The organism is Enterococcus sp. DIV0756 (assembly GCF_051710745.1).
In the GTDB taxonomy this organism is placed as follows: Bacteria; Bacillota; Bacilli; order Lactobacillales; family Enterococcaceae; genus Enterococcus_A.
On sequence record NZ_JBIOLF010000001.1, the window covers coordinates 1,846,233 to 1,861,911 of the forward strand.

13 protein-coding genes are annotated in these 15,679 nt (G+C 37.3%); 1 reads left to right on the forward strand and 12 read right to left on the reverse strand.

Features of this window, described 5'->3' with window-relative positions; translation table 11 throughout:
* Window positions 1–38: 38 nt before the first annotated feature.
* The 6 genes from tdcB to clpB form a co-directional block, all read right to left on the reverse strand.
* Window positions 39–1,046, reverse strand: a complete 1,008-nt coding sequence (gene tdcB, locus IGI44_RS08960; protein WP_438787420.1) for a bifunctional threonine ammonia-lyase/L-serine ammonia-lyase TdcB — start codon at window positions 1,044–1,046, stop codon at window positions 39–41.
* The gene (ald, locus tag IGI44_RS08965; protein WP_438787421.1) at window positions 1,046–2,155 is read right to left on the reverse strand and encodes an alanine dehydrogenase; all 1,110 of its coding nucleotides are present in this window, start codon (window positions 2,153–2,155) and stop codon (window positions 1,046–1,048) included. The genes tdcB and ald overlap by 1 nt, the downstream gene beginning before the upstream one ends.
* A 333-nt stretch (window positions 2,156–2,488) precedes the next feature.
* Window positions 2,489–2,926: a Fur family transcriptional regulator gene (locus tag IGI44_RS08970; protein ID WP_016180345.1), complete on the reverse strand. Its 438-nt coding sequence runs from the start codon at window positions 2,924–2,926 to the stop codon at window positions 2,489–2,491.
* A gap of 93 nt (window positions 2,927–3,019) precedes the next feature.
* A complete protein-coding gene (gene cysK / locus IGI44_RS08975; protein WP_438787422.1) occupies window positions 3,020–3,949 on the reverse strand; it encodes a cysteine synthase A in 930 nt (309 codons plus the stop codon).
* Window positions 3,950–4,183: 234 nt separating this feature from the next.
* Window positions 4,184–5,041 carry a glucosaminidase domain-containing protein gene (locus IGI44_RS08980; RefSeq protein ID WP_438787423.1) on the reverse strand — a complete coding sequence of 286 codons (858 nt, stop codon included), beginning with the start codon at window positions 5,039–5,041 and terminating at the stop codon, window positions 4,184–4,186.
* A gap of 281 nt (window positions 5,042–5,322) precedes the next feature.
* On the reverse strand, window positions 5,323–7,926 hold the full coding sequence (gene clpB, locus IGI44_RS08985) for an ATP-dependent chaperone ClpB (RefSeq protein ID WP_438787424.1): 2,604 nt from the start codon (window positions 7,924–7,926) through the stop codon (window positions 5,323–5,325).
* Window positions 7,927–8,082: 156 nt separating this feature from the next.
* On the opposite strand from clpB, the gene IGI44_RS08990 reads away from it, so the two are divergent.
* Window positions 8,083–9,093: a zinc-binding alcohol dehydrogenase family protein gene (locus IGI44_RS08990; RefSeq protein ID WP_438787425.1), complete on the forward strand. Its 1,011-nt coding sequence runs from the start codon at window positions 8,083–8,085 to the stop codon at window positions 9,091–9,093.
* 22 nt (window positions 9,094–9,115) lie between these two features.
* Here the strand turns inward: IGI44_RS08990 and IGI44_RS08995 are convergent, their stop codons facing one another.
* The 6 genes from IGI44_RS08995 to IGI44_RS09020 form a co-directional block, all read right to left on the reverse strand.
* Window positions 9,116–10,150: a lysylphosphatidylglycerol synthase transmembrane domain-containing protein gene (locus IGI44_RS08995; RefSeq protein WP_438787426.1), complete on the reverse strand. Its 1,035-nt coding sequence runs from the start codon at window positions 10,148–10,150 to the stop codon at window positions 9,116–9,118.
* 100 nt (window positions 10,151–10,250) lie between these two features.
* Window positions 10,251–11,480 carry a peptidase T gene (gene pepT, locus IGI44_RS09000; protein WP_438787427.1) on the reverse strand — a complete coding sequence of 410 codons (1,230 nt, stop codon included), beginning with the start codon at window positions 11,478–11,480 and terminating at the stop codon, window positions 10,251–10,253.
* A 23-nt stretch (window positions 11,481–11,503) separates the two neighbouring features.
* On the reverse strand, window positions 11,504–12,625 hold the full coding sequence (locus tag IGI44_RS09005) for a Nif3-like dinuclear metal center hexameric protein (RefSeq protein WP_438787428.1): 1,122 nt from the start codon (window positions 12,623–12,625) through the stop codon (window positions 11,504–11,506).
* On the reverse strand, window positions 12,606–13,319 hold the full coding sequence (locus IGI44_RS09010) for a tRNA (adenine(22)-N(1))-methyltransferase (protein ID WP_438787429.1): 714 nt from the start codon (window positions 13,317–13,319) through the stop codon (window positions 12,606–12,608). Before IGI44_RS09010 ends, IGI44_RS09005 begins: the two co-directional genes overlap by 20 nt.
* A gap of 116 nt (window positions 13,320–13,435) precedes the next feature.
* Window positions 13,436–14,362: a primosomal protein DnaI gene (dnaI, locus tag IGI44_RS09015; RefSeq protein ID WP_438787430.1), complete on the reverse strand. Its 927-nt coding sequence runs from the start codon at window positions 14,360–14,362 to the stop codon at window positions 13,436–13,438.
* Window positions 14,362–15,675, reverse strand: a complete 1,314-nt coding sequence (locus tag IGI44_RS09020) for a DnaD domain protein (RefSeq protein WP_438787431.1) — start codon at window positions 15,673–15,675, stop codon at window positions 14,362–14,364. The genes dnaI and IGI44_RS09020 overlap by 1 nt, the downstream gene beginning before the upstream one ends.
* Between the last annotated feature and the right edge of the window lie 4 nt (window positions 15,676–15,679).

Here is a 15,679-nt window from a genome sequence, read left to right on the forward strand (position 1 = left end):
AGAAGTAACGGCAGATGCCGCTACTTCTTTTACTATGCTTATTTCAATTCATTAGCTACTGAAAAATGACCGATAACGTCAGTGATTCGATTTAAATCGACATTACCGCCAGATACGACAGCAACTACTTTTTTTCCATTTACATAATTATCGACTTTGCCTGAAAGTATAGCTGCTGTTGCCAGCGCACCTGCTCCTTCGACAACAATTTTCGTCCGTTGAATCAAGTCTTTCATCGCAAGTTCAATTTCATGTTCAGAAACTGTCACCATATCATCAACTAAATCTTCTACTACCTCATAAGTAAGATTGCCAGGAAATTCTACTGCACAACCATCGGCAATCGTAGGGGCTTTCTTGTATCCAACTTTATGACCCGCACGGAAGGAAGCCGTCATTCCATGAATATTATCTGCTTGGACCCCAATAATATTAATGTTCGGATTAAACGTCTTCATTGCAACTGCTATTCCCGCAATCAATCCGCCACCTCCGACAGGAACAATTACAGTATCAACATCCCATATAGAATCTAGGATTTCAAGTCCAATCGTGCCTTGTCCAGCCATAACGAATTCATCATCATAAGGCGGAATATAGGTTACTCCAGTTTCCTCAACGATTTTTTCGCAATAGGCTTTTGCATCGTCAAATCCTGAACCATGCAAAATGACTTTTGATCCATACCCTTCTGTGGCTTCAACTTTCGCTTTGGGAGCTGTTTCTGGCATAACGATCGTACTTTGAATCCCCAAAAGCTTAGATGTCAGTGCCACTCCTTGAGCGTGATTGCCGGCAGAAACTGCGATAACACCTTTATCTTTTTCCGCTTGTGTTAAATGAGCAATTTTATTAAACGCTCCGCGGAATTTGAATGAACCAGTAAGTTGCATATTTTCCAATTTCAAAAATACTTGCCCGCCTGTTTTAGCTGTTAGGAACATTGATTGAATCAATGGTGTTACCCGTCCATATTGTTTGACCACATTTTTCGCTTCATGAATATCTTCAATCGTGACAGGAAGCTTTGTCATTGTGCTAGTCATTACAGAACATCTCCTACTTCAGTATAAGCGACATCAATTGAATCCGCTAAAGCTTTAGAAACGACTTTACCATTGTAAACACTTAAACCAGATAATAACGATTCGTCAGATTTCAAAGCAGCCTCTAAACCTTTGACACTGACATCCTTAAGAAATGAAATGTTTCCTTTTGCTAACGCGATTGTTGCTGTTCTTGGTGTAGCCCCAGGCATGTTAGGAACGGCGTAATGAATAACACCATGTTTCGTGAACACTGGATCTGCATGATTAGTTGGTTTATCAATAGTTTCTACTGTACCGCCCTGGTCAATCGCGATATCGACAATCACTGAACCTGGCTTCATTGATTCAACCATATATTCTTTCACTAATTTTGGTGGTTTCGCTCCTGGAATTAAGACAGTAGAAATAAATACATCTGCTTCTTTAATTTTTTCTTCTAAGTTTTCAGTATTTGAAACAATGACATCAACATTGTGGTCTTTATATCGATCTTCCAATTGTTTCATGCGTTTTTCATTTACTTCAAGAATAATTACATGACATCCAATACCAACAGCCATATCAGCGGCGTTTTCAGCGGCATTTCCTCCACCTAAGATGACCACTGTTCCAGCTTCAACGCCATCAATACCAGGAAGTAAAATTCCTTCGCCGCCATGTTGTTTTTCCAAATAGTATTGACCTAAATTCACTGCACGACGTCCAGCGATTGCACTCATTGGTTTCAATAATTCTAAAACGCCGTTGATCGAAATATTTTCACCGGATAAAGCCGTAACGCCAACTTCCATCATTTTCTCAACACACGCTTTGTTTGCTGCTAGATGTAAAAAGCCCCAAATAATTTGACCCTTCTTGAAATAGTGATATTCACTTTCCATTGGTTCCTTCACTTTTACAATCAAGTCTGCTGTCCAGGCTGTATCTGTGTCAACAATTTTTCCGCCGGCTTCAACATATTGTTCATTTGTAAAGCCTGAACCCGCTCCAGCATTATTATCAACGAGTACTTCGTTTCCTGCTGCTACTAAAATCTTTACATTTTCAGGTGTCATTCCGACACGTGCTTCACCTTGTTTTGGATCTTTAATTACACCGATTTTCATAAGAAATCACTCCTAAAAGGTTAATATTGAAGTTTTTTAACTTCAGAACATGTTTAATATATCACAATCCATTCTAGAAGCAACGATCATGCACCAAGTGTTATTGATATCTCATTATTATAGATAGCCCCTTCATTTATTTGACCATTAAAGACAAAAAAACGCCTGTATAAAGGCATTTCAAAATAAGAACACTTTCATTTTATCTTTTTAATTTCTCTTCAAAAAGTTTTTTTAATAAAAAGTTTGAAAACGTAGTCAATCATTTTATGTGATTTTTCTCATTTGCAATACTTTTCATTTTGTTATTTTAGACAAAACAAAAGCTGAGGATTACTCCTCAGCTTTTGTTTGACAATCTGGACATAAACCATAAACCTCTAATCGATGCTTATTGATTTGATAACCTGTCAATTTACTAGATGCCATCTCTACGTCTTCTAATCCAGGATAGAAAAAGTCGACGATCTTCCCACATTCTGTACAAATTGCATGATAGTGCTGCTTGTTTGTGAAATCAAAGCGACTAGCTGCATCACCATAGTTCATTTCTTGAACGATTCCAATTTCAACGAATTTTCTCAAGTTGTTGTAGACTGTCGCCACACTCATATTTGGGAAGCGGCCTTCTAACGAACGGAAAATCTCATCAGCCGTTGGATGATTGCGGTACTCAATTAAATACTCTAAAATGGCATAACGTTGTGGGGTAATGCGAACTCCGCCGGCCTTTAATTCTTTGACCGCTTGATCAACTGCCTCATTTACCATATAAGCCCCTCCTGTTTTGATTCTATATTAAAATGATACTATTATCTGAGGGGAAATACTAGCTGGATTCAAAAATTAATATTTTTCATAAAATTATTGGTTAAATTGAAATAATTCAGTGGATAAGTAACGTTCACCGTTATCTGGGAGTAAAACCAATATTTTTTGATCGGAAGTCATTTTCTTCGCTATATCGATCGCTGCAAACAGCGCAGCACCAGAAGATATACCAACTAAAATGCCTTCTTTTTTCGCAATTTCTCTAGCAGTTTCCATAGCATCATCACTTTTAACCGGTAAAACTTCATCATAAATGTTAACATTTAATATACTGGGAATAAAACCTGCGCCAATGCCTTGAATTTTATGAGGCCCCGCTTGTCCACCTTCCAATACAGGTGATTCTTCAGGTTCTACTGCATAAATCTTGATATTGGAGTACATACGTTTCAGTTCATTTCCCACTCCTGTGACCGTACCACCCGTTCCAACTCCTGCAACGAAAGCGTCTAATCCGTTCTTTTCAAAAGCGTTAACAATTTCTTTAGCCGTAGTTTCTTCATGGACCTTTGGATTTGAGGGATTGTCAAACTGTGCTGGGACAAAACCATGTTTTTCTTCAGCTAATTCTTTAGCCTTTGCGATTGCTCCCTTCATCCCATCAGCACCAGGGGTAAGAACTAAATTCGCACCATAAGCTTGCATTAGCTTGCGGCGTTCTACACTCATTGTTTCAGGCATGACTAACATCACAGGATAACCTTTTGCCGCTCCTACCATTGCTAGACCAATTCCAGTATTCCCTGATGTAGGTTCAATGATCATCATTCCGGGCTTTAATGCACCTTTTTTTTCGGCATCTTCAATCATTCTTAAAGCAATTCGATCTTTAACACTGCCACCAGGATTAAAAGACTCTACCTTTACATAAACTTGTGCCATCTCATCGGTTGTCATGTTTTTAAGCTTTACAATTGGTGTTTCACCAATTGTGTCCAAAATAGATTGATAAATTTTTGTCATCTGTCCTCGCTCCATTTCTTACCTTATGTAAGTTATCTTAACGAATAATTAGGGAAGATGCGAGAAATTCGACTTTAATTTTTGTATAATATCATTTTTTTTAAAGAGGAATCTCTAGCTCAGCCTAATTTTTGAAGCCATCAAAACATCCATTACCAAGTCATTGAAACATGAGCCGTATGAAAAATAAAGGACTATTAAAAAGATGGAACAAATTGCCCCATCTCAAAAATGTTAAATGACGATTGTATCTCCAGGCATGATTGTTGAATCAGTATTCCAACCGTTATCTGCCAATAGTTGATCGACACTAATATTAAATTTTTCTGCAATTCCCCAGATTGAATCTCCTGATTGAACCGTATAAGATTGACCGCTAGCTGAAGTAGCTGTTTGCTGAGTACTTTGAGCCGCTGAGGCATTTTGTGTCTGACTTGAAGTCTCAACAGCCGTTCCTGCTCCAGGTGTATCAAAACGAGTCAAATTATAGCTTTGAATTAAAGAGATTAATTTTCCGGCATAACCAGGATCAGTAGCGTAGCGACCCGTTAAGTACACTGCCGCATCTTGGTAGCTATTTGTATGACTTTTTCGTGCACCTGCATAGTAAGAACCAGTTAGAAGACTAGCATGAGCTTGAAATGACTCGGCATAACTGTTGTAAACAGCAAATGGTTCATTCATCGTTACCCATTGTCCATTCAAGTATTCTTGGGTACTCATTGAAACTGATGGGCCGCCGCTGTATTCTTTAACACCAAATAAATTGTAATAAGGTGCCGCTGATAGCTGCGATGTACCAAATCCAGTTTCAACTAAAGCTTGCGCAACCATAATAGAGGCATAAAGATCATTTGAAGCAGATACTTGCATTGCAGAAGCACCTAATTGTTCAATAAACGCAGATTGGTTCTGTGTCTGTCCCATTTCAGCTGCATGTGCCTTTATATTGTGTGTAGTCAGAACAGCAGGTGAAAGAATCATCGCTGTACCTAGAATAGGAACTGTTCTTTTCACCGTTTTCATTCGTTTTTCCCTTTGTTGAGTTTGCATATATTTATATTTTTCGGTACGGGTTTTAAATTGGTTCATTATATACCTCCAAGAAACCTTTCCAAGCTCTTCATTTTTAATTACTTTAAAAGTATAATGCAAGAACAAATAACAAACAATTTAAACACCGTAAATTCACTAATTTGTCATTATATCGTAACATCCGTAACGAAAAAGTTGTTATGTTTCCGTTTTTCTACACTTGATTTTTTTATTTTAGCAGAATAAATACTAACAGTAGAAAAAAGAATGAAACGGCACGATCAATTACATGCTGTTTCATTCTTAATTTCTAATTTTATTTTGATTACAAAATTATTTTATTCGTCCAATGGTTGATTCTGAAATGCCAATTGATCATCAAATAATTCGATGGAAACTTTGGTTTTCGGCATTACCCGACCAGCAATAATTTCTTTTGCCAGCGGCGTTTCCACTTCTCGTGTAATGAAACGTTTCAAGGGACGAGCACCATATTGTGGTTCATAAGCTTTTTCTGCGATCCAACTTTTCGCATCCTCAGTGATATCCAGTTGAATCTCCTGTTCTTCCAAACGATGAGATAAATGCTGCACGATTTTCTCAACAATGCCTTTCACATCTTCTAAGCTTAATGGTGTGAATAGAATTGTATCATCGATTCGATTCAAAAATTCTGGTTTGAAATGTCCGCGCAACATGCTTAATACCTGTTCTTTAGTAGTTTCAGGAATTTTACCTTCAGCGGTTACACCATCCAACAATACTTGAGAGCCAATATTGCTAGTCATAATCAATACGGTGTTCTTAAAATCAACTAAACGACCTTTAGAATCCGTCAATCGTCCGTCATCTAGAACTTGTAATAAAATATTAAACACATCTGGATGAGCTTTTTCGATTTCATCTAACAAAATGATCGTGTAAGGATTTCTCCGAACTGCTTCGGTCAATTGACCGCCCTCTTCATAACCAACATAACCTGGAGGTGCCCCTACTAACCGTGACACAGAATGTTTCTCCATATATTCGCTCATGTCGATTCGTACCATATGATCCTCTGAATCAAATAGATTTTCAGCTAAAGCTTTTGCAAGTTCCGTTTTTCCCACACCAGTTGGTCCTAAGAATAGGAATGAGCCCAATGGACGATTTGGATCTTGTAGCCCCGCACGTGAACGTAATACAGCATCGCTCACGGCATCAATGGCCTCATCTTGACCAATTACTCGTTTGTGCAAGGTGCTATTCAAACTTAATAGCTTTTCACGTTCACCTTCGACCAATTTGGTTACAGGAATTCCTGTTAATCGTCCAACCACTTGCGCAATTTCATTTTCTGTAACTGATTCTTGCACCATCTTGATGTCATTCTTTTTATTTTTTTCTTCTAATTCAGCTAACTCTTTTTCCAAATTAGGAATCGTACCATGCCGTAATACAGCTGCTCGCTCTAAATCATAATTGTTCTCTGCATCTTCAAGTTCATGTTTTGCTTGATCAATTTCCGCCCGTTTGTTTGATACCACATTGACTTCTTCTTTTTCCGTTTCCCATTGCAATTTCATTGCATTCGTTTCTTCGCGAAGATCAGCCAGTTCTTCTTGCAAGTTTTCTAAACGTTTCTTACTAGCATCGTCGCTTTCTTTCTTCAGAGCAGCCTCTTCGATTTCCAGTTGCATTAATCGGCGAGTGACCTGATCAAGCTCTGTCGGCATCGAATTCATTTCTACGCGAATGCTGGCACTGGCCTCATCGACTAAATCAATGGCCTTGTCTGGCAAAAAGCGATCTGTGATATAGCGATCCGATAGTGTTGCTGCAGCAACTAAGGCATTATCATGAATATTTACACCATGATGAATTTCAAAGCGTTCTTTTAATCCACGTAATATACTGATCGTATCTTCAACTGTTGGTTCCTTCACCAATACTTTTTGGAAACGGCGCTCTAACGCCTTATCTTTTTCCATATATTGACGGTATTCATCCAGTGTTGTAGCACCAATCAAATGCAACTCACCACGAGCTAACATCGGTTTTAAGATATTCCCAGCGTCCATACTACCTTCAGTTTTTCCAGCCCCAACGATATTATGGATTTCATCAATAAACAGTAAGATTCGACCATCCGATTTTTTTACTTCCTTTAAAACCGCTTTAAGTCGTTCTTCAAACTCCCCGCGGAATTTGGCTCCAGCAATTAATGAGCCCATATCCAAAGAAAAAACCGTTTTGTCTTTTAAATTTTCTGGTACATCTTTTCGAACAATACGTTGGGCCAATCCCTCAACAATAGCTGTTTTACCTACACCAGGTTCTCCAATCAACACAGGATTATTTTTGGTTTTTCGCGAAAGTATTCGGATAACATCACGAATTTCTTCATCACGTCCAATGATTGGGTCTTGTTTGCCATTTTTAACCTGTTGAACTAAGTCAACGCCATATTTTTCTAGTGCTTTATACGTTTCTTCTTGATTTTGTGAGGTCACTCGATCCCCTCCTCGCATTTCTTCTATATTTTTTTGTACTTCGCGTTCATTTAGACCTTGCTGATTCAAATATTTCGTCAAGGAATAATTTTTCAATTTCATCAAGGCTAGAATGACAATTTCTGTTGATAAGAAATCATCTTGAAATTTTTCACGTAACTGATCAGCTTCATTTAATAAATTAAAAAGATTCTGACTGATATTTTGACCATATTGAACATTGCCACCACTGACAGTTGGATATTCATCCAATACTTTGTCAACTTCACGTTCAAATTGTTCCACATCAATCCCAGCGTCCGTATAAAAATTGCGACCAAAGTGATTAGTCTGTAGAAAGATTTTCCAAACATGAGCGATGTCAATTTCCTGATGATGTCTTGTCACCGCAATTTGCTGAGCTTCAGCAATTGCTTCTTGTAAGGTTGTCGTCATTTTTTCGATATTCATAAGCATACCTCCGACATAATTATTCATTTACATTAATAGTATATAACTATGGTCAGTAAAGGTCAAACATTTTACCTTTTAAAATCAAAGTTTATTATTATGAAGAAAAACAAAATAATGCTACAATTCTCTCATTAATAGAAAGAGAGTGATTCAATGATTTCACGCGTGATTGGATTTGAAAAAGGGTTTGCGCTCTCAAGCGGAAACCATTTTGAAACTTACGAAGTCATGCTTCCTAAACTAAATAAAACGGATCTTGTCGTTAAAAATATGGCGACCTCTATTAACCCAGTTGATACAAAATTAAGACAGACTGGTAAAGGAACGCCACAACCACACGTTTTAGGCTTTGACAGTGTGGGGGTTGTTACTCAATTAGGGAGTGCAGTAAAGCATCTTGAAATCGGCGACCGTGTCCTTTTTGCCGGTACCACTAAAAGATTCGGTAGCTATAGCGAACATCAAGTCGTTGATTCCCGCATCGTCGCAAAGTTACCTAATGGAATTTCAACGGATGAAGCCGCTGCCATGCCCTTAACCTTCATCACCGCTTATGAGATGTTATTTGAAAAAATGGATTTGGTTCCTAATGAAAATCAAAACAATGGGACAATTTTGATAATCAACGGTGCCGGAGGTGTTGGTTCTATTGCGACTCAACTAGCTAAATGGGCAGGATTAACAGTCATCACGACAGCTTCTCGCAAAGAAAGTAAAGATTGGTCAGAAAAAATGGGCGCTGATCATATCATTGACCATCATAAGGATTTGACCAAACAACTTAAAAAAATCGGCTATCAATCACTGCCTTACATTTTGATTCTTCATTCCACTGATCGTTATTTTGAAGAGATGAGTGATTTGTTGGAACCCTTTGGTCACTTGGGTTCGATCGTTGAATCAAGCAAAGACTTAAATCTAGCAAAATTAAAGAATAAATCTGGCAGTTTTGACTGGGAATACATGTTTGCTAAAACAGACTTTGATCATAATACTGCTTCACAAGGTGCCATTTTAGCATTACTAGTTCAGCTACTGCAGGAGAAAAAGATTCAAAGCACTTTGACCAAGATAATCCCTGGATTTACACCTGAGGTCTTTTATCAGGCACATCAATTCGTAGAAGAAAGTACTATGATTGGTAAACTTGTGGTTCATTACTAAAATAAAAAGAAGTTAACGCTCATTAGTCGTTAACTTCTTTTTTAGCTTCTTTGATTTCATGATTGATTTGTCGCTGCTTGTTGAATAGTACATAAATCATCCCAATCAGAAACGGCAGCAAATATGTCGCGTATCTGTACAATAACAATGAAGACACCGCATCTACCCTGCCAACAACGTTTCGGAAAAGTAAAACATAAACAAACTCAAAGCCACCGATTCCGCCTGGAGCCGGCAACACACCGCCGATAATCACCGTAAAACTGATGAAAGCCACTGTTAGCCAAAGATCAATAGTAGGATAATCCTGAACCAAAATGAAATATGGTAATGAATACCAAACAACCAGCTTTGCCATATTTGAGAAAAACACGCGAATAACAGAACGACGATCACGAATAAACGTTTTGATCGCTCCCCGTAAAGAATAAACTTGATTATTTACCTGGTCGACGACATCCCGTAATTTTTTACGTTTAAACAAACGATTGCAGATGATTACTAATAGCACCTGAGCGTTAATATTTAAACTCAAAATCAGCAAGCCAGAAATAATCACCAAGGTTACCAAAATCCCTGCCAACACCAAAAAGATCCCGTTTGAAATATGTTCTTGAATCGCATCGCTTTTTACGATTAAAAAAACCAATGCCCAAACCATTAAAGCGACTTTATACGTGACCATTCTTAAAGCACTCGTCCCTGTCCCTTCAGAATACCTCAGATCTTTTTTGTGATAGTAAATAACCTCAGATACGATTGATCCTGTACCAAATGTGATGACACGATAGAAAGTTGCATATGCTGATGCAAAGAAACCATCTCGAATGGTAAATTCTGGGTTAAATTCACCCGCGATATTTTTAATCGTGTACCCTTCAATTACTTGACTAATTAAACCAAGTCCTGTCACACCTAAAAGGACCGGCAAAGAAGTTCTGCCTAATTCAGTAAAAATATCACTTAGCGAATCGCGAATAACAAAAACAATAATACCGATCATAACCACAAACACTAAGATATTTAGAATCAATTTACGATTAATTGATAAATTCATTTATTTGCCTCATTTTTTCTTTATTGCTATAGACTAACACATACGAATGAGCAAAAAAAGAAAAAGCTTCAAGTTTCCTCAAAGCTTTTTCAGAAAAAAATTATTTAGCGTTATTTTCAATGATCTTCACAATTACATCAACAGCTTTTTCCATCGTTTGTAATGAGACAAATTCAAAACGTCCATGCATGTTTTCTGCACCCGCAAAAATATTAGGTGTAGGAATACCCATGAATGAGATCTTAGAACCATCTGTTCCTCCGCGAATTGGTTCAATAACTGGTTTTACATCTACCTCTTCCATCGCGCCTTTAGCTAGATCAATGACACTCATATCCTTTTCAATGATTTCGCCCATGTTGTAATATTGATCATACATGTTAATTTCAACCCGCTCTTGATCGAACTGGCTGTTCATTTTCGTTTGAAGATCCGTAATCATTTGCTTACGTTCCTCAAATTTATCACGATCATGATCGCGAATAATGTAAGTCATTTTCGCTTCTTCCACATTACCATTTAAAGCTAATAAGTGGAAAAATCCTTCGCGTCCATCCGTTTTTTCTGGTCGATCGCCTTCTGGTAATTGATTGTGGAAATCAATCGCCATTTGCAAAGCATTGATCATTGTATTTTTAGCCGTTCCAGGATGAACATTTTTACCATGCATTGTAATTTCAGCTTGCGCCGCGCTAAATGTTTCATATTGCAATTCACCAATTGGTCCGCCATCCATTGTATAAGCAAAATCTGTGTTGAATTGTTTTACATCGAATTTATCTGCACCAATACCGATTTCTTCATCAGGACCAAAGCCGACACGTACTTCTCCGTGTTTGATTTCAGGATGAGCAATTAAATACTCCATCGCTGTCATAATTTCAGCAATTCCTGATTTGTCATCAGAACCAAGTAACGTTGAACCATCTGTTGTGATCAATGTTTGACCAGCATAATTTTTTAAGTTAGGAAAATCCTTTACATTCAATGTATATTTTCCATCAGCGTCTAGTTTAATTGTAGATTCACCATCATAATTCTCAACGATTTGAGGATTAACTCCATCAGCGTTGAAATCTGCTGTATCCATATGAGAGATAAAACCGATAGTCCGCGCCTCTTTGTCAAGGTTGCTTGGCAAAGTAGCAATCACATAACCGTTATTTTCATTGTAGGTAATATCCTGCATGCCAATTTCTTTTAATTCCTTCATCAGCTCATGGGCAAAAGACACCTGTGTTTGAGTTGTTGGTGTTGTGGTGCTTGTCGCATCAGAACGAGTTTCTGTCTTAACATAGTTTAAAAAACGCGGTAATAAATTTTCGTACATCTTACTCTCTCCTTTAATGCTATTTATTTAAATGAAAAAGGGTTTGTGGAGGTCTCAGAAACAAAGAAATCAACCTTCCAATCCTCTTCATTTTTCCATTGATTAAATAAGTCCACCATTTTTTCTTTACATAGGGACTCAATGTAGTGTCCTGGATCAATTACCAACATTCCTGTCTCTTGCATGTCATGGGCGGTATGGTAGTAAACATCTCCAGTAATATAGACATCTGCTTTCGCTGCTAAAGCATCCCGGTAAAATTTTTCTCCGCTTCCTCCGCATATTGCTACTCGCTTGATTGTTTTCTTTACTTTATGTGGGTAAATAACGCGTAAACCTTCCAAATGGAAAGTTTCTTTCACTTTCGCTATAAAATCCTCCGTAGAAACAGCTTCCTTCAACTCTCCAACTCGACCGATTCCATAATTTTCAGCTAGATTATCCAACTGATAAATATCGTAAGCCGGTTCTTCATACGGATGAGCCTTCAGCATAGCTGACACAACTTGCGTTTGTTTCGTCTCAGGAAAAATCACTTCGATTTTGCTTTCTTGAACTTGCTCCGGAACATTTGCCGAACCAATAGTTGGATTCGCTTGATCATTTGGTGTAAATCGACCAGTACCGTTTACAGTAAATGAAGTTGAGTGATAATCTCCTTGCTGTCCCGCGCCAGCTTTTGCCAAAGCCTCACGCATTTTTTTAGCATCCGTTTGCGGAACATAAACCGCCAGCTTTTTCATCTTAATCGTATGAGTAGGAATCAAATATTCTGTATCATAAACATCTAATGCTTCACAAAACCAATCATTCAAGCCATTATCAATAATGTCCATATTGGTATGTGCTGCATAAACCGCTATGTCATGTTTGATTAAATCAGCATACATCTTAGTTTGGACATCATCTGTCGTTAAACGAGAGACCGGACGAAAAATCGGTGGATGCTTCACAACCAGAAGGTCAATCTTCTTTTCAATCGCTTCTGCAACAACAGCAGGGCGAACATCCAAGCTCATCATGATTCGATTGACTTCTTTGTTTAAGGTGCCAATATGCAAACCCACCGGATCGCCATCTTCGGCCAACCATTCGGGACAATATTGATCAAAACGCTGGATAAACTCACTTCCCTGCATCTGCAAGTACCTCCTTAATCCATTCAATTTCCTGCATAACTTCACGAATTTTTTCCGCAACATCCTGGTCACTCTGATGTAAACTGTTTAAGATCTTTTCCTGCTTGTTTAACTTGTGCTGCCATTTTCCGACAAAAACAGGGGCTTTTGTTTTCAATAAAACAGGTCCAAAGAAAATTTCTTTATCCGTGTAGGTAGGCTGATTCGACTTCTTATCCGCAACGATGATTTCATAAACCTTATTGTTCTCTTCTATAATAGATTCATTCGTAATTGTATATCCTTCACTTATCAACCATTGACGTAATTGTCGTTCACCGACATTCGGCTGTAAAATCAACCGTTCCTCTCCGGATAGACGTTGTTTTTCTTTTCCTCGTTGTAGGATATCACGAATCAAGACACCGCCCATCCCGCAAATTGTAATAGCAGAAACCTGATCACTCAACGATACCGCTTCAAGTCCATCGGCTAAGCGAACATCAATTTTATTCTCTAATCCATACTTTGCTACCTGTTTTTGGGCAGATTTATACGGACCAACTACAACTTCTCCCGCAATGCCGTAAGAAATTTTCCTTTGCAGCATCAAAGCAACGGGCAGATAAGCATGGTCTGAACCTATATCTGCTAAACGAGCATCTTGTGGCACAAACTCTGCTGCTTTTTGTAAACGAATTGATAAATCTTTAGCATTCATTTTTTCACATCCTAAAAGTAATTATAACACTCCTTAAAAAAAGCGCCCCTGAAAAAGTGCTAAATGATAGCGCTTTTTAATAGGACGTTTTCCTTTTTCTAAGAATTTTTTCTTTTTTAACCGTTTCTACGATTTTCTCCAGTTACTGTTATTTCTTTACTTAAGTAACGGACTCGCTCCATTATTCGTTTCGCTTTTAGTACATCCTCATTTCCATTTTTTGTAAGCGAAAGGTAGGATTCCAAATCATCCATATTAGTATTTGAAGAGAAAAATGTCGGAAGTTGTTCTTGCATTCGGTGTTGTAAAATCACTCCTAACACTTCATCACGAATCCACTCGCTCATTGATTCAGCTCCAATATCATCAATCATTAGTATCTGTGCTTTCTTAACTGAATTTAATTTAGGACCCACTTGATCATTAGAAATAGCTTGCTTCATTTCACCAGCAAACGTTGGAAAATGAACAAGTGTAGTTTCAAAACCTCTTAAAGCAAGCTCGTGAGCAGCAGCTCCTAAGAGATATGTTTTACCTACACCAAAGGTTCCGACTAAATATAATGCTTTGTGAAAATCTTTAGGTCTTTGAGTATATTCTTTTATGAACTTCATTATAGCATCGATGGCATCATTTTTTCCTTCAGTCCAATCAACAGTACTTATTGAAGCATTACGTATATCTTTTGGCATATTCAGTGCATTAATTCTGCTTCGTATTTCGACATCCCGCTTCATACGAAGTAATTCATCTGTTGGAACATATATAACATCTACGAAATGAAAATTCAGACTTAATTGCGGCTCATAGCCTGGTGCAATCATTGTAGGATCTGATGCTAAATACTTTTTCTTTTCTTGTACAAATTCATACAATTTTGCAAATGATTTTTCAATATCCTCTTGGGATAGCTTATCTTTATGTTTTTCAATAAATTGACGAACATCCGGATGATCCAAAATTTCTTCCATCATTTGGCGGTAGCGTCCATCGACGCCTCGGCTCATAATTATACGATTCAATTCTTTACCAACATCTTCCATTAATCATCACCATCCCTTCTCATGAACTCTGCCATTCTGCGTTTTACTTCCGCTTCCTTTTCTGCACTTACTTTTTTTGGTTTTGGAGGATTTTTTATATATTCAGGTAAATCCCTTCTCAAACCAGTATTTCGATGATGAGATTTCGATTTGTCTACTTGTGATTTACCTATAAGTTTATTACCGTCATTTCTCATATAAAGAATAGCTTCTTCTGGGGTTCTAACATTATTTTGCGCCCAAGCATTTGAAACACTATCAAGATAATTTTTATTGATTCCTGTGTTTTTCTTAATTACTAAAATATAATGTATCATCATATTTATTACACTTGAATCAAAAATATTTCGTTTTATCAATTTGTCTAATAATGTGACTTCTCCGTCATAAACAAAGCCTCCTTTAGCATTTTTTATTGAACTTATAAAATCTATTGGAGTAAGTTCTTTGCTTTGTTTGATAAGTTCTAATTCTTTTGAATTAAATTTTTCATTAATAGATACATTTTTCTTTTTGTCAATTCTTTTCAATGCAGGATTAGGTCTATTCTCTTTATCTACTAATTTTCTTAAATAGCTGAGATTTAATCCATCTTTTTCGGCCACTGTCGCATTTGCAACATAACGAGCCATGTCTAACGGGTTTAAGCCATAAAGAATTTGTAGTTGTTTGACATTAAACTGTTCTTCGGGAGTAAGAGATATCTTATATACCTGTAATAATTGTTGCGTAAACAGTTTCCAATTAGATTCTTCCTCTGTTGTAAAATCACTCTGAGTTTGCTCCAAAATATCACTTTGACTATCAAATGAAGTTTCATCCAAACGATACACTTCAAAAAAGCGCTTTGTAATGTTTTGGGCACTACTCATGTCAAAAACTTTTGGTTTAAATCTTTCTACTAAACGATCATAGCGAGTTCTCCCAATTTTTTCAATCAATAAAAAACTCAATAGTTGATCTTGAAAAAAATCTATAGAATCTGAAGGAGTCATCAATTGGTAAATCAAGTTCATACCTATACTTTCATCTTCTAATTTATATGTTCTCAATAGACCAATACCTTCAAGTTTTTCTCTTGCTTTTATCATACTTGATAACCCAATATCAATTGCCGCTAATAGTTCTGCATGCATTAAAGCAGGACTTTTTCTTTCTATTGTGACATCACTCGCAAGATTCAAATATAAACTTAACGCCTTACTTCCGATAATTGGCTGGTATAAGTAAAGCAGCGCATCTTGTTTGCTTTGATCAAGTTGTGGCTCGCCGTAGACCGTGTAAAAGGTACTGGGTTTTAGTTCTTCTGCCACTAAA